This window comes from Streptomyces sp. NPDC004126 (genome assembly GCF_050275515.1).
GTDB lineage: Bacteria > Actinomycetota > Actinomycetes > Streptomycetales > Streptomycetaceae > Streptomyces.
Genome location: NZ_JBNNPF010000027.1, coordinates 79,267 through 99,369, shown reverse-complemented (window position 1 = coordinate 99,369; position 20,103 = coordinate 79,267). Strand labels below are relative to the sequence as shown.

18 protein-coding genes and 1 pseudogene are annotated in these 20,103 nt (G+C 73.9%); 6 read left to right on the top strand and 13 right to left on the bottom strand.

Annotated elements, in window-relative coordinates:
• Nucleotides 1-10: 10 nt before the first annotated feature.
• The 5 genes from ACQKM2_RS24595 to ACQKM2_RS24575 all read right to left on the bottom strand — a co-directional run bounded on the left by ACQKM2_RS24595 (nucleotide 11) and on the right by ACQKM2_RS24575 (nucleotide 5,398).
• Entirely contained in the window at nucleotides 11-931 is a 921-nt protein-coding gene (locus tag ACQKM2_RS24595) for a DNA-binding protein (RefSeq protein WP_427713242.1), read from the bottom strand.
• Entirely contained in the window at nucleotides 928-2,145 is a 1,218-nt protein-coding gene (locus tag ACQKM2_RS24590) for an MAB_1171c family putative transporter (RefSeq protein ID WP_427713239.1), read from the bottom strand. The genes ACQKM2_RS24595 and ACQKM2_RS24590 overlap by 4 nt, the downstream gene beginning before the upstream one ends.
• Entirely contained in the window at nucleotides 2,142-2,756 is a 615-nt protein-coding gene (locus tag ACQKM2_RS24585; RefSeq protein ID WP_427713238.1) for a hypothetical protein, read from the bottom strand. The genes ACQKM2_RS24590 and ACQKM2_RS24585 overlap by 4 nt, the downstream gene beginning before the upstream one ends.
• 448 nt (nucleotides 2,757-3,204) lie before the next feature.
• A complete protein-coding gene (locus ACQKM2_RS24580) occupies nucleotides 3,205-4,392 on the bottom strand; it encodes an aromatic amino acid transaminase (protein ID WP_427713236.1) in 1,188 nt (395 codons plus the stop codon).
• Nucleotides 4,385-5,398, bottom strand: coding sequence for a DMT family transporter (locus ACQKM2_RS24575; protein WP_427713233.1), 1,014 nt, complete (start codon nucleotides 5,396-5,398; stop codon nucleotides 4,385-4,387). The genes ACQKM2_RS24580 and ACQKM2_RS24575 overlap by 8 nt, the downstream gene beginning before the upstream one ends.
• A 178-nt stretch (nucleotides 5,399-5,576) precedes the next feature.
• Between ACQKM2_RS24575 and ACQKM2_RS24570 the strand changes: the two genes are divergently transcribed.
• Nucleotides 5,577-6,059, top strand: a complete 483-nt coding sequence (locus tag ACQKM2_RS24570; RefSeq protein ID WP_427713231.1) for an Lrp/AsnC family transcriptional regulator — start codon at nucleotides 5,577-5,579, stop codon at nucleotides 6,057-6,059.
• Here ACQKM2_RS24570 and ACQKM2_RS24565 read toward each other — a convergent pair.
• The 3 genes from ACQKM2_RS24565 to ACQKM2_RS24555 all read right to left on the bottom strand — a co-directional run bounded on the left by ACQKM2_RS24565 (nucleotide 6,056) and on the right by ACQKM2_RS24555 (nucleotide 8,888).
• Nucleotides 6,056-6,568, bottom strand: a complete 513-nt coding sequence (locus ACQKM2_RS24565; protein WP_427713229.1) for an O-acetyl-ADP-ribose deacetylase — start codon at nucleotides 6,566-6,568, stop codon at nucleotides 6,056-6,058. The genes ACQKM2_RS24570 and ACQKM2_RS24565 overlap by 4 nt on opposite strands.
• Nucleotides 6,568-7,986: a phytoene desaturase family protein gene (locus tag ACQKM2_RS24560; RefSeq protein ID WP_427713227.1), complete on the bottom strand. Its 1,419-nt coding sequence runs from the start codon at nucleotides 7,984-7,986 to the stop codon at nucleotides 6,568-6,570. The genes ACQKM2_RS24565 and ACQKM2_RS24560 overlap by 1 nt, the downstream gene beginning before the upstream one ends.
• 77 nt (nucleotides 7,987-8,063) lie before the next feature.
• Nucleotides 8,064-8,888: an inositol monophosphatase family protein gene (locus ACQKM2_RS24555; RefSeq protein ID WP_427713225.1), complete on the bottom strand. Its 825-nt coding sequence runs from the start codon at nucleotides 8,886-8,888 to the stop codon at nucleotides 8,064-8,066.
• Between the two features lie 129 nt (nucleotides 8,889-9,017).
• Between ACQKM2_RS24555 and ACQKM2_RS24550 the strand changes: the two genes are divergently transcribed.
• The gene (locus ACQKM2_RS24550; RefSeq protein ID WP_427713222.1) at nucleotides 9,018-10,091 is read left to right on the top strand and encodes a S1C family serine protease; all 1,074 of its coding nucleotides are present in this window, start codon (nucleotides 9,018-9,020) and stop codon (nucleotides 10,089-10,091) included.
• 15 nt (nucleotides 10,092-10,106) lie between these two features.
• Here the strand turns inward: ACQKM2_RS24550 and ACQKM2_RS24545 are convergent, their stop codons facing one another.
• On the bottom strand, nucleotides 10,107-10,736 hold the full coding sequence (locus tag ACQKM2_RS24545; RefSeq protein ID WP_427713221.1) for a TetR family transcriptional regulator: 630 nt from the start codon (nucleotides 10,734-10,736) through the stop codon (nucleotides 10,107-10,109).
• Nucleotides 10,733-11,839, bottom strand: a complete 1,107-nt coding sequence (locus tag ACQKM2_RS24540) for a saccharopine dehydrogenase (RefSeq protein ID WP_427713219.1) — start codon at nucleotides 11,837-11,839, stop codon at nucleotides 10,733-10,735. Before ACQKM2_RS24540 ends, ACQKM2_RS24545 begins: the two co-directional genes overlap by 4 nt.
• Before the next feature lie 149 nt (nucleotides 11,840-11,988).
• On the opposite strand from ACQKM2_RS24540, the gene ACQKM2_RS24535 reads away from it, so the two are divergent.
• Nucleotides 11,989-13,035: a M4 family metallopeptidase gene (locus ACQKM2_RS24535; RefSeq protein WP_427713217.1), complete on the top strand. Its 1,047-nt coding sequence runs from the start codon at nucleotides 11,989-11,991 to the stop codon at nucleotides 13,033-13,035.
• A gap of 206 nt (nucleotides 13,036-13,241) precedes the next feature.
• The gene (locus ACQKM2_RS24530) at nucleotides 13,242-14,816 is read left to right on the top strand and encodes a M4 family metallopeptidase (protein WP_427713279.1); all 1,575 of its coding nucleotides are present in this window, start codon (nucleotides 13,242-13,244) and stop codon (nucleotides 14,814-14,816) included.
• On the opposite strand, the gene ACQKM2_RS24525 is transcribed toward ACQKM2_RS24530, so the two are convergent.
• Nucleotides 14,809-16,269 carry a glycosyltransferase gene (locus ACQKM2_RS24525; protein WP_427713214.1) on the bottom strand — a complete coding sequence of 487 codons (1,461 nt, stop codon included), beginning with the start codon at nucleotides 16,267-16,269 and terminating at the stop codon, nucleotides 14,809-14,811. The genes ACQKM2_RS24530 and ACQKM2_RS24525 overlap by 8 nt on opposite strands.
• A gap of 309 nt (nucleotides 16,270-16,578) precedes the next feature.
• On the opposite strand from ACQKM2_RS24525, the gene ACQKM2_RS24520 reads away from it, so the two are divergent.
• Together ACQKM2_RS24520 and ACQKM2_RS24515 are read left to right on the top strand one after the other, a co-directional pair.
• The gene (locus ACQKM2_RS24520) at nucleotides 16,579-16,947 is read left to right on the top strand and encodes an SAV_915 family protein (RefSeq protein WP_427713212.1); all 369 of its coding nucleotides are present in this window, start codon (nucleotides 16,579-16,581) and stop codon (nucleotides 16,945-16,947) included.
• A gap of 14 nt (nucleotides 16,948-16,961) precedes the next feature.
• Nucleotides 16,962-17,390: pseudogene (locus ACQKM2_RS24515) on the top strand (diaminopimelate decarboxylase); the annotation flags it as partial.
• Between the two features lie 11 nt (nucleotides 17,391-17,401).
• On the opposite strand, the gene ACQKM2_RS24510 reads toward ACQKM2_RS24515, so the two are convergent.
• Together ACQKM2_RS24510 and ACQKM2_RS24505 are read right to left on the bottom strand one after the other, a co-directional pair.
• Nucleotides 17,402-18,382, bottom strand: a complete 981-nt coding sequence (locus ACQKM2_RS24510; protein WP_427713210.1) for an alpha/beta hydrolase — start codon at nucleotides 18,380-18,382, stop codon at nucleotides 17,402-17,404.
• Nucleotides 18,383-18,608: 226 nt separating this feature from the next.
• A complete protein-coding gene (locus tag ACQKM2_RS24505) occupies nucleotides 18,609-20,069 on the bottom strand; it encodes a hypothetical protein (protein WP_427713208.1) in 1,461 nt (486 codons plus the stop codon).
• Between the last annotated feature and the right edge of the window lie 34 nt (nucleotides 20,070-20,103).

Genomic DNA, 20,103 nt, shown 5'->3' with positions numbered 1-20,103 from the left:
GTCTCGTGGATCAGGCGGGCAGCGATTCCCGCAGGAAGACGGCCGCGTCCCGCAGCGCCGGCGGGGCGGCCGGGGCCCGGTGCAGGGCCGCGGCCGTCCGGCGGAGGGTCTCGGTGGTGCGCACCGATCCGATCGCGGCGGCTCCCGGGGCGACCCGCGCGATCAGCTCCTCCGCCTCGCGCCAGGCCCCGGCCCCGGCCAGGGCCGAGAGCAGCTCCGCGGTGAACAGGTGCCGGTAGGAGGGGCCCGGGGCGGTGGCCGCCCGGTGCAGCAGCGGGATGGCCCGGTCCCAGCGGCGCAGCCGGGCCTGGACCCAGCCCTCGTGGCCCAGCAGTTCGGCCTCGTCGATCCACCAGGCCCAGTGCGGGTCCCGGCGGGAGACCCCGTCGAGGAAGCGGCTGCGGGCCCGGGAGATCAGCTCCAGCGGCTCCGTGCGGGCTCCGAGCAGGGCCGTCGCGTGGGCCTGCCGGATCAGTACGAGGCCGGCGACGCGGGCGGGCAGCGGCCGGGGCCCGTCCACCCGGGCAGCGGCCGCCAGGGCGGCTCGGGGCCGCCCGGTGTGGGTGGTGAGCATGCTGTGGTTGAGCAGGACCAGCCGGGCCGTCCAGCGGTCGCCGCAGAGGTCCGCCAGGGCCAGTGCCCGCGCGTTCATCCGGCGGGCGTCCCGGTGGCGGCCCGCGTCGAAGAGGATCCAGCCGATGACCTCGCTGAGCTCGGCGAGGGCCGCGAGCCGTTCCGGGCCGTACGCGCCGAGGGCCCGGGGATCGGCGGCCAGTTCCGGGATCCGGCGCACGGCCTCCCGTACGGCGGGCACGGCGGCCGTCGCCCCCTGCCCGGCGTCCAGGGCCACCAGGCGGCCGATGGTGCGCACGGCGAGCCGGAGCGCCGCGTCGTGCTCCTCGGCTCCCCCGGGCGGGGCGGCCGGCGTCATGACAGCAGGCCGGCGCCGACCGCGCGGGCGCGGCGCCGGCCGAGGTCGTCGAAGGAGGAGGCCACCTTGCTGAGCCAGTCCACCTCGTCGCGGAAGTCCTCGTAGGGGGGCCGCGCGGGGATGTCGCAGGCCTCGGCCGGCTCGGCGCGCTCCGCCCGCTCGTGCGGCGGGCGGCTGAGCACGGCGCGCACCTGGAGCGCCTCGCCCAGCGGCGAGGTGGGGTCCTCGGGGAGGTCCAGGGAGCGGGCGACCCGGACGAAGTCGTCCAGGGAGAGGGAGGTGCGCAGGATCAGCTGGCCGTCGCGTATCTCGATGACGCGCCGGTAGAGGCGGTAGTGCGGGTCCCGGGGCGGCACCAGGTCGCGCAGCCAGGAGCGGGGCGGGTCCAGGGCGATGTCCGGGGAGGCCTCGTACAGGGCCCACCACAGGGGCCGCAGCCGGCGGTAGGAGCGGTAGCTGCGGGCCCAGCCGCGGGCGCGGGTGATGCGGATGCCCCAGGAGGGGATGGTCCAGCCGGCGATCTGGAGGAGGGCGCCGACGCTGCCGCAGGTCCACTGGATCGGGTCGAGCGCGGCCGCGTCGTAGTCCAGGCGGGTCCCGGCGATCTGGATGCTCCGGGTGACGCAGTAGACGAGGATCATGCTGGCGCCGACGGTGACCGTGCGCATGCCGACCTTGAGCCACTGCCGGTTGGCCATGGTGGTGAAGCGCAGCGACAGGCGGACCGTCTCGAACTGGCCGATGGCGCAGATCAGCAGGTAGAAGGACATGTAGAGGGCGTAGCTGCCGTGCTTGATGCTGAGCAGGATCGTGGAGGTGGCCGTCTCCGAGTGCGCGACCGGGCCGACGGCGAAGGACGCGACGACCAGGACGGCGAGGGCAGCGCCGAAGAACAGGACGCGGTGGCGCGCCATGCGCCGGGCCTCGGCGGGCGGCGAGGACCAGTAGACGAGGACGACCTGCTGGGCGGCGGTCAGCACGACCACGGCGGCCTGGGTGATCAGCGAGGTGATGTTCGGCAGGCCGAAGAAGGCGGAGATGTGCAGCCGGAGCTGGTCCAGGTCGACCAGGAAGCTGATCCCGGAGCAGAGGAAGTAGGTGCACAGCGCCCACAGGGCGATGTCGTTCCTGCGGCGCAGCAGGTCGGGAAGGCGGTACGCGAAGGCCGCGAGGCCCACGAAGGCGCAGACCCACGCGAGGACGGTGTAGATCACGCGGGCCCCTGCTCGGGCCTGCCGAGCCCGCTCTCGATGCGGGCCACGATCTCGGCGGCCTCGTCGGGCACGCCCCAGGCCCGCTCGGTCCAGCGCTTGGTGGCGCGGGCCAGGATCAGCGAGGCCATGGTCTCGGCCTCCTGCTCCTCGTCGTCGCTGTAGCGGGAGCGCATGAGGACGCCGCGCACCGCCTCGGGGTCGACGTCCGAGAACAGCGTGCCGGGATCGCCCGTGGCGGCCGCCGGGGCGGGCCCCGCGCCGAGCTGGTCCAGTTGCACGGAGCCGTCGTGGTCGAAGGCTATGTGGGCGAGCTCGTGGGCGATGATGTGTTCCTTGTGCGACGCCGAAGCGGCCTTCTCGAAGGCGATGATGTCGAAGTCATCGGTTTTCAGCCATATGCCGAAGAGATGCCGTTCGGGGAAGGCCGTCGGAATCAAATGGATGGGCCGCCCGCGCTGCTCGCTGAGATATGCGTGGAGTTCGTCGATGCCGCAGCCGTGCTCCATGCCCCACTCGGCGAGCAGGGCCTCGCAGCTGTGGCGGACCTTCTTGAGACGGCGCCTGAGCCGCCTGTCCTCCGACGCCGGTAACGCGGAGCCAGGTAACTTCATCCCTCAGTCCTCCGGGGAACCCAGCGGTCGGACAATGCGGCCATGATGCCACACCCCAACTCAGCCCTGCTCAAGGCCAGTTCTATCCGGCCATTCGCTTCCGGATTCCTGCTTCCGATTTCCCTTGACTACGGGATGACGGGGAGGAAAATCGGTAATACACCGGAATACCGGAAAGAGCCGCACCCGCCCCGGGAGACGTCCCCGGGCCCGCGTGACCCTTGTCCAGGCTCTGGCCAGGCCCCCGGCCGTTCTCGCGGACCACGGGAGCCATCGGCGACGGCGGATGGCTCATGGCACCGGCGGGAACGCCGGGGACTGCCACGCCCGGGGAGCCTGCGGAGCGGGGCCCGCGTTCCCTCACTTCCGCGCTCCCGTGCTCCGCGCGCCCCCCGGCGTCCTTCCCCCGCTCCTTCCCCCTCCGCCCCTTCCCCTTCCGCCCCGGCCGTCAGCGGCCGGCGAGTACGCCCGCGATGCCCCGCGCGAGGCAGGGGATCCGGTCGGCGGAGATGCCCGCGATGTTGATGCGCCCGGCGGTGGTCCCGTAGATCGCGTACTCCCGGCGCAGCCGGAGCATCTCCTGCGCCGTCAGCGGCAGCATCGAGAACATCCCGCGCTGCCGCGCGAGCGAGCGGGCCTGCGCCTGCCACCCCAGCGCGGTCAGGCGTGCGGCCAGGTCCGTCCGGTTGGCCTCGATGCGGGCCCGCATCGCGTCCAGCTCCGCGCGCCACAGGTCCCGCAGACCCGCGTCCTCCAGGACGGTGGTGACGACGGCGGCGCCGTGCTCGGGCGGCATGGAGTACAGGGTCCGGGCGGCGTTCTGCAGGGCCGTCTCGGCGTGCCGCACCGCCTGCGCCGACGCGCCGAGGACGATGGCGCAGCCGGTGCGGTCGCTGTAGAGGCCGAAGTTCTTGGAGCAGCTCACGGCGATGAGCATCTCCGGGACCCGCTCGGCCAGCAGGCGCGTGGCCGCCAGATCGGCCTCCAGCCCGTCGCCGAGCCCGTGGTAGGCGAGGTCGACGAACGGGACCCAGCCGTCCCGGGCCGCCAGCTCCGCGAGCGCGGCCCAGTCCTCGGGTACCGGATCGGCGCCGGTCGGGTTGTGGCAGCACCCCTGGAGCAGGACGACGTCGTCGCGGCGCGCCCCGGCCAGGTCGCGCAGGACTCCGGCGGCGTCGAAACCGCCCTCGGCGTCGCACCAGCCGAAGGTGCGGACCTCCAGGCCGGCGGCCTCCAGGATGGGGCGGTGGTTGACGTAGGCGGGGTCGCTGATCCACACGGTGGTGCCGGGGCGGGTCCGGCAGATCAGGTCGGCCAGCAGCCGCAGCGCCCCGGAGCCGGCGACGGTCTGCACGGCCGCGGCCCGGTCGGAGGGCCCCTGCGGGCCGAGCACCAGGTCCAGCAGGGCCCGGTTGAAGGCGGCGTTGCCGGAGAGGCCCCGGTACTCCTTGGACTCGGAGCGCTCGGCGAGGCGTATCTCGGCCTCGCGCACGGCGGCCATCACCGGGGTGCGGCCGGTGTGGTCACGGTAGACGCCGAGGACCAGGTTGAGCCGCTCGGCCCGCTCGTCGGAGCCGAACTCGTACGTCAGGTCCCACAGCGGGTCGGTGGGCGGCGGGGGGAGGAGCTCAAGCATCTGCGGGGACCTCGGGGCGGGGGGCGGGACGGGCGGGGGCGGGACGGGCGGGGGTGCGGCGGCGGTTGGCCAGGACCACGCCGGCGGTGATCAGCGGCACGCCGATCAGCACGGCCGGGGTCGGGGACTCGCCGAGGACGGGGACGGCGAGGAGGACGACGGCGACGGGGCTGAGGCTGCCGACGACGGAGCTGCGCTCGGCGCCGAGGCTGCGGATGGCGTAGGCGTACAGCAGCCCGGCGCACAGCCCGACCCCCAGGCCCTGCACCACGAGGAAGGTCGCGATGTCGCCGCCGGAGGCGTGCGCGAGGCCGGTCGGCAGGACCCCGGTCAGCACCAGCAGCCCGATCACCGCGAAGGAGGGCAGGCACAGCAGCCCGATCGACCCGACGGGGTCGAGGTCGACGTCCCGCAGGCCGACGGTGTACAGGGCCCACAGCCCGCTGGCCACCAGGAGGGTGCCGGCCCCCTCAAGAACGCCGGCATCGACGGGGACGACGTACCGCCAGACGAGGGCGGCCACTCCGGCCGCGATCAGCGCGAGCCCGGCGACCTGGGTGCCCTTGGGCAGTCCGTGGCCGCGGGCGGCCATCAGCGCGGCGACGAAGAGCGGGACCATGCCGGGGACGATCGAGCCGACGAAGGCCGCCGAGGTCAGGGATCCGCCGTGCATGGCGGCGAGGAAGAACGGCACCCCCGCCCCGCAGACGATCTTGAGCGCGGCGCCCGGCTTCACGGCGGCGATGCGGCGCCTGCGCCGCCACAGGGCCGGCGCCAGGACGAGGAGCGGGACGCCGAAGCGCAGCAGGGCCGCGTCGGCGGGCCGGAGGCTGGAGGCGCTCAGGCCCCGGGCGCTGAGGGCGAAGGCCGCCCAGATCGCCACGGTCACCAGCAGCGCGGCCATGCCGCGGGCCTGCGGTGACGGTCCGCGCCGGACGGGGTTGCCGGCCGGCGGGACCGCCGTGTCGTGAGGCGCGGCCGCGCCGGTGGTGTTGGTCGCGACCAAGGGATCTGCTCCAGCCTGTGAGAGCGGGCCGGTCCGGCCCGTTCGCGGGCAACGTTAGGGCTTTTGCCGGGGCAGCCGATTGCCAGTTCTGCCGCTCGGACATACGTTTGGGGCAGGATCTGCCAAGAACCGGCGGAGAAACCCCCCGGAAGCCCGGGAAAGCCCTCGGGAGCGAGCCATGGACGCGGTCGACCTGCAGATCATCCGGGAGTTGCAGGCCGACGGCCGGCTCTCCAACCAGGACCTCGCGGACCGGGTCCGCCTCTCCCCCTCCCCGTGCCTGCGCCGGGTCCGCCGGCTGGAGGAGGCGGGGCTGATCCGCGGCTACACGGCCGTGGTGGACCAGGTCTCCTTCGGGCTCCCGATCACCGTCTTCGTACGCATCCGCCTGGAACGGCACACGGCGGAGGCGGTCGCCCTCTTCGAGGAGCACGTCGCGGTGATCGAGCACATCCAGGACTGCTACCTGATGGCGGGCAGCAGCGACTACCTGCTCCGGGTGGTCATCGAGGACCTGGAGGCGTACGAGTCCCTCGTGCGCCACCGCATCCACGCCATCCCCGGCATCGCGTCGATCGAGTCGAGCTTCGCGTACGGCAGCGTCAAGCGCTCCCTCACCTACCCCCGCCCCACCCCGGGGGGCGGGACGCGCAACCCCTAGTGGCCCAGGGCCGCTTCGAAGACGGCGTAGGCGGCGGCGTCAAAAAGCACGAAGCGGACCTCCTCCACCGAGGTGCGGGCGGCCCGGACGGTCTCGATCGCGATGCGGGCCCCGTCGTCCATGGGCCAGCCGTAGATGCCGGTGGAGATCGCCGGGAAGGCGACCGTGCGCGCGCCCAGCCCGTCGGCCACGCGCAGGGACTCGCGGTAGCAGGACGCGAGCAGCTGCGACCGGTCCTCCTCGCGCGACCAGACGGGGCCGACGGTGTGGATGACGTGCCCGGCGGCCAGTCGGCCGGCCGTGGTGGCGACCGCCTGGCCGGTCGGGAGGCCCTTGCCGTAGTGGGAGCGGCGCAGGTCCTCGCAGGCGGCGAGGATCTCGGGGCCGCCGCGGCGGTGGATGGCGCCGTCCACTCCCCCGCCGCCCAGCAGGGAGGAGTTGGCGGCGTTGACGATCGCGTCGGCCTTCTCCGCCGTGATGTCGCCCTGGACGAGGGTGATGCGCACCATCAGTTCGCCTTTCGCAGGTGGCGCCAGACCGCCTTGGCCGCGTTGTGGCCGGACATGCCGTGGACGCCCGGGCCCGGCGGGGTCGCCGAGGAGCAGAGGAACACCGCGGGGTGGGCGGTGGTGTACGGGGACAGGGTGAGCTTGGGCCGGAGCAGGAGCTGGAGGCCGGCGGCGGCACCGCAGGCGATGTCCCCGCCGACGTAGTTCGGGTTGCGGGCGGCGAGCTGCGCCGGGCCGGCCGTGGCGCGGGCCAGGACCAGGTCCCGGAAGCCGGGGGCGAAGCGCTCCAGCTGCCGTTCGACGGCGTCGGTGAGGTCGCCGTCCCAGCCCGCGGGGACGTGCCCGTACGCCCAGAACACGTGCTTGCCCTCGGGTGCCCGGCCGGGGTCGACCAGGGTGGGCTGGGCGGTGATGAGGAACGGGTTGCGGGGGGCGCGGCCGCCGGTCACCAGCTGGAGGGCGGCGTCGATGTCGCGGCTGCCGGGGCCGATGTGGACGGTGCCGGCCCGGCGGGGGGCCTCGGCGGTCCAGGGGACGGGGCCGTCCAGGGCGTAGTCCAGCTTGAAGGCGGCGGCACCGTAGCGGTAGCCGTCGTAGGCGCGGCCGAGGCGGGCGATGCGGGCCAGCGCGGTCGGCGAGGTGTCGAAGACGTACGCGCGGGCCGGGGGCAGGTCGTCGAGCCGCTTGACCTCGAAGCCGGTGTGGACGGTGCCGCCGAGGTCGGCCAGGTAGCCGGCGAGGGCGTCGGAGACGGACTGCGAGCCGCCGCGCGGCATCGGCCAGCCGCCGGCGTGCGCGGCGAGGGCGAAGACCAGTCCGACGGCGCCGGTGGCGATCCCGTTCAGCGGGGCGATGACGTGCGCGACGAGCCCGGCGAACAGGGCGCGGGCGCGGTCGTCGCGGAAGCGGCGCAGCAGCCAGGTGGAGGGCGGCAGTCCGGTGAGGCCGAAGCGGGCGAGGGTGAGGGGGTCCCGGGGCAGTGCGGTGTTGGGCAGGGACATGAAGTCCCGGGCGAGGGTGTCCCATTTGCCGAGGTACGGCTCCACCAGCCGCCGGTACGTGCCCGCGTCGCGGGGCCCGAGGGAGGCCGCCGTCTCCGCCGCGGAACGGGAGAGCACGGCGGCCGTGCCGTCCTCGAAGGGGTGCGCCATGGGCAGCGGGGCGTGCAGCCACTCCAGTCCGTACCGCTTCAGCGGCATCGTCTTGAACACCGGCGAGCCGGCGCCGAGCGGGTGCACCGCGGAGCAGGGGTCGTGGCGGAAGCCGGGGAGGGTGAGCTCCTCGGTGCGGGCGCCGCCGCCGATCGTGCCGGCGGCCTCGAAGACGGCCACCGAGTGTCCCCGGCGGGCCAGTTCGACCGCGGCCGTCAGGCCGTTGGGCCCCGCCCCCACCACGACTGCGTCGAGAATCGACGGCACTGACAACAGCTCCTTCGTCCGGCGGCGGCCACTGGCCCCAGCCTAGTCCGCCCGTCCACACCCGCCCTCTGCCGCGGTCACGCGCCCCGGAGCAGGTCGCGTACGCGGATCGCGGTGGCCTCGTCGCGGCCGACGGCGAACGGGAGGGCGTTGTCCCGGTCCACGCGGAAGGGGACGCCCTCGACGGTGCTCTGCGCGCCGCCCGCCTCGGCGACCAGCAGCAGTCCGGCCGCGTGGTCCCAGGCGGAGGGCCAGGTGAAGGCCAGCGCGTCCATCTCCCCGCGCGCCACCTTCAGGTACTCCAGGCCCGCCGAGCCGCACGGCCGGGCGGCGACGCCGGGCACGTCGAGCCGGGCGAGGCTGCGCCGGTCCTCCTCGGAGGTGTACAGCGGGTGGGCGGTCGCCACGCGCAGCTCGGCGCCGGGTTCGGGCGAACCGCTGTGGATCCGGCGGCCGTTGACGTACGCGCCCTGTCCGCGCACGGCGGTGGACATCTCCTCCAGGGCCGGGGCGAAGGTCCAGGAGGCGAGGATCTCGCCGCGCTGGGCGAGCGCCACGAGGGTGCAGAAGCCGGGTTCGCCGCCCACGAACTGCCGGGTGCCGTCGACCGGGTCGACGATCCACACGGGGGCGTCGCCGCGCAGCGCCGCGTAGACGTTCGGGTCGGCGTGCACGGCCTCCTCGCCGACCACGGCGGAGCCGGGCAGCAGCCGGGTCAGGGAGGCGGTGAGGTGTTCCTCGGCCTTCCGGTCGGCGACGGTCACGAGGTCGTGGGGGCCGCTCTTCTGGTCCACCTCGTGCTCGGCGAGCTGCCGGAACCGCGGCATGATCTCGACCGCCGCGGCCTTGCGGACGGCTTCTTCCACCTCGGGCAGGCCATGGGCCAGGAACTCATCGATCATGCCCCCATCACACCACGGCGGGCCGCCGATCCCCACCGCCGGACGCGGGCGCGCGGCCGGCAGGACACCTTCCCGGTGCGGGTCTAGCCTGGAAAGGGGTCGTCCGTGCGGGAGAAAGGCGGCGGACTCATGAGGGGACGCACCAGCGGTGCCGTGGCGGTGGCCACGATGGTGGTGCTCGCGGCCGGCGGCGGTGGGATGGCGTTCGCCGACGACCTGTCACCCAAGGACATCTACGAACGCGCCGCGCCGTCCACGGTGCACGTGATCGGGACCTACGGGTCCGGCACCGGGGTCGTCTACGACGCGGACAAGGGACTCATCGTCACCAACGCGCACGTGGTGCAGGGCGAGCCCTCCCTGCGGGTCGCCGTCGGGGACCGGCCGCCCGTCGCCGCCCGCATGCTGGGCATCGACCCGTGCGAGGACCTCGCCGTGCTGACCTTCTCGCATCCGCAACCGGACCTGAAGGAAGCCAAGTTCGGCGACAGCAAGAAGGTCTCGTTCGCCGACAACGTCACCGCCCTCGGCTATCCCGACTCGATCGAGGCGCAGGGCGCCCAGAAGCCGGTGTTCACCACCGGCGCCGTGCAGAACCCGGACGTGAGGGACTCCGCCCCGGACGCCACCCTGCCGCGCTACCCCTCGACCATCCAGCACTCGGCGACCATCAACCCGGGCAATTCCGGCGGGCCGCTGCTCAACGGCAGGGCCGAGGTGATCGGGATCAACACGCTCTCCCTCCAAGGCGGAGGGATGCAGGGGCAGTTCTACGCCATCAGCAGCGACCACGTGCGGCCGCTGCTCGACCAGCTGGCCGCCGGCGACGTGAAGAACGACCCCGGCTGGCAGCTGGTGGACCTGAAGAACCCGAACCTGGCGGACTACTTCGCCGAGGAGGACGCCGCCAAGGTGGCGCAGACGCAGAAGGCGCTGAAGGACGTCGACGGCATGATGGTCGTCTACACGCTGACCAATTCCCCCGCGGCGAAGGCCAAGCTGGGCAGCGGTGACGTGATCACCGCCATGAAGGACACCCCCGTGGCCTCGCTCGCGCAGGTCTGCGACGTCCTGCAGTCCGCCGCCCCCGGCGAGACGGTGCCCCTGGACGGGGTCTACTCCCCCGTCAACGCCGACGGCAAGGAGATGAAGTCCGGCGAGGGCTGGACCACCAACCTCACCGTCGGCAAGGGCAGGCAGTAGGGCCGCGGCGGCCGGTCATTCGAGCAGTTCCCTCAGGACCCGGCGCAGCCGGGCCTCGGCGGCGGGGCCCGGTGCTCCGGCGATACCGGAGCGGAACAGGGCCGAGCCCTCCACCACCATGACGAAGACCTCCGCGCGGGAGCGTGCGCCGGCGGCGGTCAGGCCGGGCCGGAGCCGGAGGACGAAGTCGGCGACGTGGTCCGTGTACCGGTCGTAGAAGGCGCGGACGGCCGCGGCGGCCGCCGGGTCGTGCGCGGCCATGGCCCACACCTCGGTGAACAGCCGGACCAGGGAGAGGTCTTCGTGCTCCCCGAGGACGCTGTCCAGGGCCGCGTCCAGGGCCGCGTCCAGGGCGGCGGCCGATCCGGCGGCGGGGCCGGCTGCCGATCCGGCGGAGGGCCCCGTGCCGCCGGTGAGGCCCGCGACGCGCGCCAGGGAGGCGGCGAGGATCCGGTCGAGCAGGGCCGCGACCAGGTCGGAGCGGGCCGGGAAGTAGTACTGGAGGTGGCCCAGGCGCACCCCGGCGGCGTCGGCGACCGCGCGCATCGTGAGTTCGGCGCCGCCGGCCGAGCCGAGGATCCGCTCGGCGGCGTCCAGCAGCGCGGTGCGCCGGAGTTCCCCCTTGGGGGTCGGCCCGGCGCTCATGCGGCGGCCGCGGCGGGGCCGGAGCCGGAGCCGGCGGGTTCCGCCCCCAGGTCGACGCGTACGCCGTGGGCGGCGAGGAGTCGGGCCGCCGCGCCGGGGTCGGGGTGCTGCTCGGGGAAGACCACGCCGTCGGGGGCGGGGGCGCCGTCGGTGCCGAGCACGCGGTGCAGCCCGAGGACCGCGCCCACCGCCGTCAGGTGGCTCTGGCCGAGCGGGTCGGTGACGGTCGCGGAGCGGCTGCGGCCTCCGTGCTCCACGTCGACGCGCAGGACGGCGGTGCCGCCCTCGCCCGGGGAGTGCAGCAGGGCCCGGCGTGCGGGGGCCCAGCGTTCCCCGCCCGCCCAGCGGAAGAACCCGGTGCCGCGCAGGGCGAGGAGGGCGCGGGTGGCGGCCGCGGAGCTGAAGCCGATCCGGGTGGCGGCGGTGGCGGTGCCGAGGGTGAGGGGCAGGGTGTACTGCTCGGGGGTGTCGATGCGGGCGACCCTGAGGGGCGCCCCCGCGACGCGTACCGTTCGGGCGTCCGTGAGCGGGGCGGCGAGCCGGCGGCGGCCGCCGTCGACGACCTCGAAGCCGATGCCGAGCCGGTCCATGAACTCCACGGAGTCGGCGCCGGCCCGGTCGGCCATGTCCCAGCGCACGGCGATCTCGACGCGCTCGGCGCCGCCCAGGACGTCGGCGAGCCGCGCGGCGACGAGGCTGCTCACCCCGCCCATCCAGGCGGAGGACAGCAGGACGGGGGCGGTGGGGCGCAGCAGTGCGGCCACGGTGACGGCCCGTTGGAGCCTGGCCGTCCACCGGGTGATGTCCACGTAGGGCACCCCGCCGGCGACGGCGGCGCGCAGCACCCGGTCGTCGGGGTCGTTGACGGCGCCGATCACGGCCCGGACCGCGGCCCGGAAGGGCGCCGGGTCCCCGAGGTCCCAGGCCCGGGCCTCGCCGCCCAGTTCGCGCGCGAGCTCGCGGCCCCGCTCCGGGGTGCGTCCGGTCAGCAGGACGGGGTGGCCGGCGGCCGCCGCCAGCCGGGCGGTCTCGGCGCCGACGGTGCCGTATCCGCCGGTGATCAGGACGGGGCCGGCGGGATCGTGAAGCAGTTCGTCGCTCATGGCGCAGATTATAGGTCGATCGACCTAAAAATTGGAACGACTGTTGCCGCCGGGGCCTGTTCAAAGATCCCTCGGGTGGGCAAAGATCGCGTCCGCACCACGCGACCGCGTTTTCTCCCGTACTCCGCGTCCCCCACAGGAGGATGTCCATGTCCCGCACACCCCGAGGACTGCTCGCGACGGCCACCGCAGCCGTGGCACTGCTCGGCCTCGCCGTCCCCGCCTCGGCCACGGCGCCCCGGCCGGCGGGCGCCCCCCTCCCCCAGGGCCGCGTCTTCATGGTCAACCCGGTGCAGTCCTCCGGCGACCAGACGCTCACCGACGCCAAGGACTCCGCCGCGGCGATACCCGCCTCGGCCTACGCCACCGCGGCGCTGCGCAACCTCGACTCCAGCGGGGGCCTTTCGGGCAGATGGGCGTCCGTGCGGTCGGAGACCGGGGCGCCGGCGTCGGTCGCGGACGCCGCGCGCTACGACCGCTCCGACGAGCAGTTCGAGCAGGTCATGGCGTACTTCTGGGTCAACGAGGCGCAGGAGTACCTGCAGGGCCTCGGCTTCGGCAGCGAGCTGCGCGGCGCCAACGACCGAGTCCAGCCGGTCCGCATCAACCAGTGGGGTGCCGACAACTCCTTCTTCACCGACAAGAAGGCCGAGATCCGCTTCGGCAAGGGCGGCGTGGACGACGCCGAGGACGCCGAGGTCATCGTCCACGAGTACGGGCACGCCGTGCACAACGCGCAGGTGCCGGGCTTCGGCGGTTCCCCGGAGGCCGGGGCGATCGGCGAGGCCTTCGGCGACTACCTGGCGGTGGAGGTGGGCGACCACGCCGCGGCCGCGTACGGCTGGCCCCGTGCGGCGGACCGGGCGTGCGTCGCCGACTGGGACTCGGTCCCGTACAGCCCCGCCCCGCACTGCCTGCGCCGCATCGACGGGACGAAGGTCTACGAGGACCGGGTGGGCGAGGTCCACGCCGACGGCGAGATCTGGTCGCGCGCCCTCTTCGACATCCGCGGCGCCCTCGGCGCCAGGACCGCCGACCGCATCATCGTGAACGCCCAGTTCCGCTTCGCTCCGGACACCGGCTTCCGGGAGGCGGCGCTGGCCACGATCGACACCGCGCGCAGCATGTACGGCCAGAGCGCCGCGGACGCCGTCACGGCCGCGTTCAAGTCCCGCCGGATTCCCGGGATCCAGTAGGGCCGGCGATCCGGCCGCTGGCGCCCGTCCGCCTCGTCCCGGGCGGGCGCCGGTATGCGCCGCTTTCGTCCGGCCAGCGGACGGGAATCTCCGGTCTTCGGATAACAGCAGGTCAAATAATTGTTGCGTACCTGTCATTGAGGGTCTGCTCTCTGGCAATCTCCCCGGCGTCCCCCACGACACCAGGAGAGCGAGTGACCCACCCCATGTCCTCCACCCCCAACTCCCCCAACCGCGCCCGGATGCTGCGCACCGCCGCCGTGGTCGCCTCCGCGGCCATGGTCGCCATCGCCGCCCAGAGCGGCGCCGCCAGCGCGGCGGCCGAACGCGAGGCCGGCGCCACCGCCCTGACGCTGTCCTCCGCCGCCCGCACCCAGGCGATATCCGCCGCCCAGGGCGAGGCCGCCGGCACCGCACGCGCCATCGGCCTGTCCGACGAGGAGCGCCTCGTCGCACGGGACGTGGTCAAGGACGCCGACGGCACCGTGCACACCCGCTACGAGCGCACCTACGCCGGACTCCCCGTCCTCGGCGGCGATCTGATCGTCCACCAGAAGAAGGACGGCAGCCGCAAGACCACCAAGGGCACCGAGGCCCGCATCGCCCCGGCCGCCGCCCGCGGCACCAAGCCCGCCCCGGCCGACGCCCGGCAGGTCGTGTGGGCCGCCACCGGCAACCCGGTCTTCGCCTACGAGGCCGTCGTCACCGGCACCCAGCCCGACGGCACCCCCAGCGAGCGCCACGTCATCACCGACGCCGCGACGGGCGCCGAGCTGTACGCGTACGAGGCCATCGACACCGGGACCGGCACCAGCGGCTACTCCGGCACCGTCCCCCTCACCACCACCCAGAGCGGGTCCGCGTACAGCCTGACCGACGCGGCGCGCGGCGGCCACAAGACCTACGACCTGAACGGCGCCACCTCCACCGCGACCGGCACCCTCTTCACCGACGCCGACGACGCCTGGGGCGACGGCACCCCGGCCAACCGCCAGACCGCCGCCGTCGACGCCCACTACGGCGCGGCCGTCACCTGGGACTTCTACAAGTCCGAGTTCGGCCGCAACGGCATCGCCGGCGACGGCAAGGCCGCGTACTCCCGCGTCCACTACGGCAACGCCTACGTCAACGCGTTCTGGTCCGACAGCTGCTTCTGCATGACCTACGGGGACGGCGCGAACAACAAGAAGCCGCTCACCTCCCTCGACGTCGCCGGCCACGAGATGAGCCACGGCCTGACCGCCGCCACCGCCAAGCTGAACTACAGCCGCGAGTCGGGCGGCCTCAACGAGGCCACCAGCGACATCCTCGGCACCTCCGTGGAGTTCTTCGCCAACAACGCCGCCGACCCCGGCGACTACCTCATCGGCGAGAAGATCGACATCCGCGGCAACGGCACCCCGCTGCGCTACATGGACAAGCCGAGCAAGGACGGCGCCTCCGCCGACTACTGGTCGAAGAGCGTGGGCCGGCTCGACGTCCACAACTCCTCCGGCGTCGCCAACCACTTCTTCTACCTGCTCTCCGAGGGCAGCGGCGCCAAGACGGTCAACGGGGTGTCCTACAACTCCCCGACCTACGACGGCTCCACCGTCACCGGGATCGGCCGCACCAAGGCGTACAAGATCTGGTACAAGGCGCTCTCCACCTACATGACCTCGACGACCGACTACGCGGGGGCGCGCACCGCGACCCTGAAGGCGACGGCCGACCTCTACGGCGCCTCCGGCACCGAGTACCAGCAGGTGGCGGCCGCCTGGAAGGCCGTCAACGTCAACTGACCGAGGTCCCGTGCGGTGTCTTCTCCCAGCTGAACCGGGAGAAGACCAGCTGGTGCACCGCCCGCCAGGCCGCGAACCACCACAGCACCGAGGAGAGCGGCGTGAGGAGCGCGTGCCACGGAGCCCCGAGGCCCGCGCGCCTCGCCGCGGTGAAGGTGAGGGCGGTCCAGGCCAGGGCCGCCGCGGCCTGCGCCGCCACGGACGGCAGCAGCAGGCCGGACCCGGCGGGCGACCAGGACAGGCCGCAGAGGCCGATCAGGGTCAGGGCGGCCAGCAGCGGCTGGACGAACGAGGTCACCGCGGCGCCCGCGACGATGCCGAGCAGGGTGAGCAGTCCCGGCACGCCGAACCGGCGGACGGTCCGCAGGGGGCGGCGGGTGTGCACGACCGCCGTCAGCAGGAACCCCTTGAACCACCGGGTGCGCTGGCGGACGTAGGGGCGGACGGCGCCGAGGGCCTCCTCCCAGGTCACCGACCCGATGGTCTCGGTGCGGTGGCCCATGGCGGCGCAGCGCATGCCGAGGTCGGCGTCCTCGGTGACGTTCCAGGCGTCCCAGCCTCCGACGGCGCGCAGGGTGGCGGTGCGGAAGTGGTTGCTGGTCCCGCCGAGCGGGACCGGCATCCCCAGCCGTACCAGGCCGGGCAGCGCCAGGGTGAAACGCAGCGCGTACTCCATGGCGAACTGCCTGGTCAGCCAGTTCCCGGCGGCGTTGTGGAAGAGCAGCTGCGCCTGTACGCAGGCCAGGTCCGCGCCGCGCGCGGCGAACCGGGCCGCGACGCGGCGCAGTTGGCCGGGGTCGGGCCGGTCCTCGGCGTCGAAGACCACCAGGAGTTCGCCGCGGGCCAGCAGCAGGCCCAGGTTCAGCGAGCGGGGCTTGGTCTGCGGCGGACCCGGCGGGAGGCGGACGAGGCGGACGAACGGCGGCGGACCGGCCGCCAGTACGGCCCGGGCGGTGCCGGGGTCGTGGCGTTCCACCAGGACCAGCACCTCCAGCCGGTCCGCCGGGTAGTCCAGGGCGGCCAGGTGCCTTACCAGGCCGCCGATCACCCCGGCCTCCCGGTAGGCGGGGACCAGCACCGTGTAGAACGGCAGCTCCGCGTCCGGCAGCGGCACGTCGTCCGTCCCCGCGCGGGGGCCGCCGCTGCCCAGGCCGGCCAGCGTGACCGCCACGTGGAGCAGGCTGTAGGCCGTCACCACGGCGCTGAGCAGCGCGAGTACGGCCATGGGCGCGGCCGCCAGGGCGGCCAGGGCGGCGACGGCGACGACCGCCAGGGCCGCGAGCTGCCAGCGGGCGAACCCGGACTTCGCCGCGAACTCCGGGTGCGTGCGGCCGAACCCGTCCGCCATGAGGCCGGCCACCGCCGCCGCGCGTTCCTCCAGGATCCGGTCCTGTTCCCGCGCTCCGGCCCGTGCCAGTTCCCCCGCGACGTCCGTGCCGACGGTCTCCGCCATGCCGCCCCTCCCCTCGTACGCCTCCGCGTGCCGGTTCGATGATCGTCCGTGCCGGTCCGGGGCAGCGGGCCGGGGTCCCGGCGCCGGTGCCGGCACCGGCCGTCAGCACCGCGTATGGACCGGGCCGGTCGCCGTCAGGGTCCCGTCAGGGGCGGGTCCGCCGGGCTCCGGGGCGGGGATGGTTCTGGAGTGCCGCCCCGAACGCCTCCCCGCGCCCGGGGCGCCGACCGCCGTCCACGGTTCCTGTCCGCGGTTCGTCTCCGCGGTTCCTGTCGGCGGTTCTTGTCCGCGGTTCTTGAGGAGAGCCCCATGTGCCTGTTCCAGTACGACGACGACCCCGAGCCCGAGGAACGCGTCCCGGCCGGACTCCTGTACGTCCCCGTCCGGCCGGGCACGGCCCCGGTGGTGGTACGCATGTTCCGGACCCCGCTGGGTGCGCGCACCGCGGTCGGGTTCACCGGTCCGGAGCTGCTGGCCGCCACGCTCGGCGCGGACCAGCCGTGGATCCGGCTCTCCGGACCCGCGCTGAAGGCGCTGGCCGAGCCGCTCGGGGTGGGGCTGCTGACCGTCGATCCGGCGCTGACCGCTCCCGCGGTCTCCGGCCCGGCCCCGGACGCCTCCCCCGGCGCCCGGACCGCACCGGCCGCGCGGCACGCCTCCCCGGCTCCGGCCGTCTGAGCGGAGGCGGGACGATGACCACACCGGTCATGGCGGCGCCCGCGTCCGGGACGGACGGCCTCGGCGTCTGGCCGGCGTCCACCGGCCGGCTGCCGCACGGCGGTCTGACGGTCGCCGGGGTGGAGCTCGCCGAGGTGGCGGAGCGGTTCGGGACCCCGGTGTACGTCCTGGACGAGGGGGAGGTGCGCGGGCGCTGCCGGACGTACCGGGAGGCGCTCCCCGGGGCCGACGTCTTCTACGCGGCCAAGGCGTTCCTCTCCCGCGCGATGGTGCGCTGGGTCCACGAGGAAGGACTGGGCCTGGACGTCTGCTCGGCCGCGGTCGGGCCGGGCGGCCGCCAGAAGGTGATGGTGCGGGTGGTCCCGGGCGTCTCGGCCTGCGGCCACGACAAGGTCCGGACGGGCCCGGACGGGCAGAAGTTCGGGCTGTCCGCCACGGACGGGTTCCCGGCGGGTCAGTCGTGGGCGGGGCCTTCGAGGTTCTTCGTGAACCACTGCAGGGCGTCCGGGATCATCTTCTTGAAGTCCGAGGTCAGGTGCTTGCCGCCGGGCTGCTCGTAGTACTCGATGGCGACCGGCGGAACCGCCTTGGCCATCCAGCTCTTGACCACGCCCTTCTCGTACCCGTCGGCACCGCCGGCCGTGACCAGCATCTTCACGTCGGCCTTGCCCTGGGTGACCAGCTGGTCGGGGCTGTTGGCCGCCTTCTCCGCATCGTGGCCCTGCCACAGGCGGGAGTCGGGGGCGAAGTAGCCGTCGATCGGCACCGCGGCCTTGTAGACGTCCGGGTACTGCAGGGCGAGCTTGGCGCTGCAGAATCCGCCCGTGGAGGCGCCCATGACGCCCCAGCTGTCGCGGCCCTTGAGGGTGCGGAAGTTGGCGCGGACCCAGTCCGGGATGTCCTGGGCCATCCAGGTCGCCATCTTGGGCTGGCCGGGGATGTCCGAGCAGTCCAGCGCCTTCTTCTCGTCGCCGCTGAAGTTCTGCACCGGCATGACCATGATGAAGGGATGGGCCTTGCCCGCCTTGGCCAGCCGGACGTCCTCCTCCGGGATCGGCAGCTCGCTGCCGGCCCAGGTGTTGTAGCCGTTGCTCTGGCCGCCCGCGAACAGGGTCAGCACCGGAAAGCCGGTCTTGGCGTACTTGGGGTCGTGGTACTCGGGAGGGAGCCAGACCCACACCTGGCCGGTCACACCGGACTTGGGGCCGGCCAGCTTCGTGGTCATGACCGGGCCGACGGCGGTGTCGCGGGCCTTGGTCATGGCGGGGGCCGGCCCGGCCGGCATCCGCACCTTGCCTTCGGCCGAGGGGGAGGCGGCCGGGGCGGCGGGGCCGCTCGCCGCCGGCCCCTTCTTGCCCTTCTCGGCCTTCTCACCCTTGGTACTCCCGCAACCCGCGAGCGCGACGGCGAGGGCCACGACGGCGGCGCCGGTCACGACGGGACGGGAACGGGAAGGCTGTCCGAACACGGCGGGAACTCTCCAAGCAATGACGCGCCCGACCGGCGACGTCCATCCGACCAGGGCGGCGGCCCCGTACGGAACCCCACCTGCGGCGGCCTCGTGCACGGGCCCGCGGTGGGCAGCTTGCGTCTGCCGTGGCATCTTAGCCTGATCTTTTCGGGTTATCGCACACCCGTACCAAGGGCTCCCCGCCTGCCCTTCAGTACCCCACGAGCCCCGCGGGCACCGGGCGGCCGCTCGGCGCGGTCTCCTCCTCCTCGGCCTCTTCCCGGGACGCGGACGACGCCTCGGCGGGGGTGCACAACACACTGGCGGCCGCCAGCACGAAGGCCAGGCCGGTCGCGAAGATCCCGTAGATCAGGTGCTTGGTGTTCTCGATCGCCTCGCCGTACATGGCGGTGACGAACTGGGTCAGCGTGGCCCCGCCGAGGCAGATCATCATCGCCAGGAAGGCGCGGCGGCGCGGATTGTCCCCACTGCGGCGCAGCCACCAGGCGCCGGCCACCACGAACGCGGCCTGGAGGCCGAGCACCCAGCCGCCGCCGAGGGTCCGCAGGAATCCGGTGTAGAGGGCGAGCCGGTGCTCCTGGGCGCCGGCCGGCTTGCCCGCGCTGACGGGGTAGGAGCCGAGGTTGTCGGGCCGGGAGGCGGCGAAGTCGTCGAGCCCGCCGTCGGCGATCCGGAGCGCGACGCCCGGGTGCTCGGCCAGGTAGGTGCCGATGTTGGCGTAGGTGATGCGGTCCTTGACCTCGGGCCAGCGGGGGTCCTTCTGGGGTGCCTTCTCGCCCCACCAGTTCAGCCCGGCGTACTGGCCGAAGTCGGCGGGCAGTCCGAGCTCGACGGCGTCCTTGGCCGGATCCGGGCTCTTCCCCATGATCCCGACGAAGATCATCTCGGTCCGGTTGATCTCCTTGAACGCCTCCATCTGGAACAGCAGCGTGTGCGTGCCCGCCGCGCCGATCACCAGCGCGGCCGCGAGGGGGAGCACCCGGGCGGAGAACCGGCCGGTGAGCCGGCCGACCGGCACCTTGGACCAGAGCAGGAGCGCCAGGAGGGGAACCGCCATGGTGAGCGCCTGCATCTTGGAGCCCACGAGGGTGACCGACCCGACAGTGAAGAGCAGCAGCCCGCCGAGCCTGGCCCGGGGCGTACCGCCGAGGTGGACGGCGCCGACGGTGGCGAGCAGCAGCCCGGTCAGCCCGGCCAGCTCGCTGAACGGCGAGGCCGCGTACCCGGCCACCACCGAGTCGCCGACGACCAGGAACAGCGCGGCGCAGACGAGCAGCCGGAACAGGAGCCGGCCGCGCAGGGCGACGGCGAACACCGCGAAGGCCAGCCCCACCAGGGCGCACCAGAGCAGTGCCTGGGCCCGGAGGTCGATCGCGCCCCCGTAGCCCAGCAGCTGGCTCAGCGGCCGGGCCAGCACGGGCATCCACTTGCCGCTGCCCGGATAGGTGTTCTCTGAGGTGCACGCCTCCGGCTTGGCCTGGTCATACCGGAAATTGGCGAAGTCGAACCACCACGAGGAGCCCTTGTCCACGTGGACGGAGGTGTCGAGGGCGCACATGCGGGAGGGGCCGTCGCCGTTGTCCGCCATGCCGATCGGGCCGCCATGGAAGATCCGCACGGCCATCGCCACGGCGGCGACCAGACCGACCACCGGCCCGAAGACCCACCACCGACCGAAATATCCC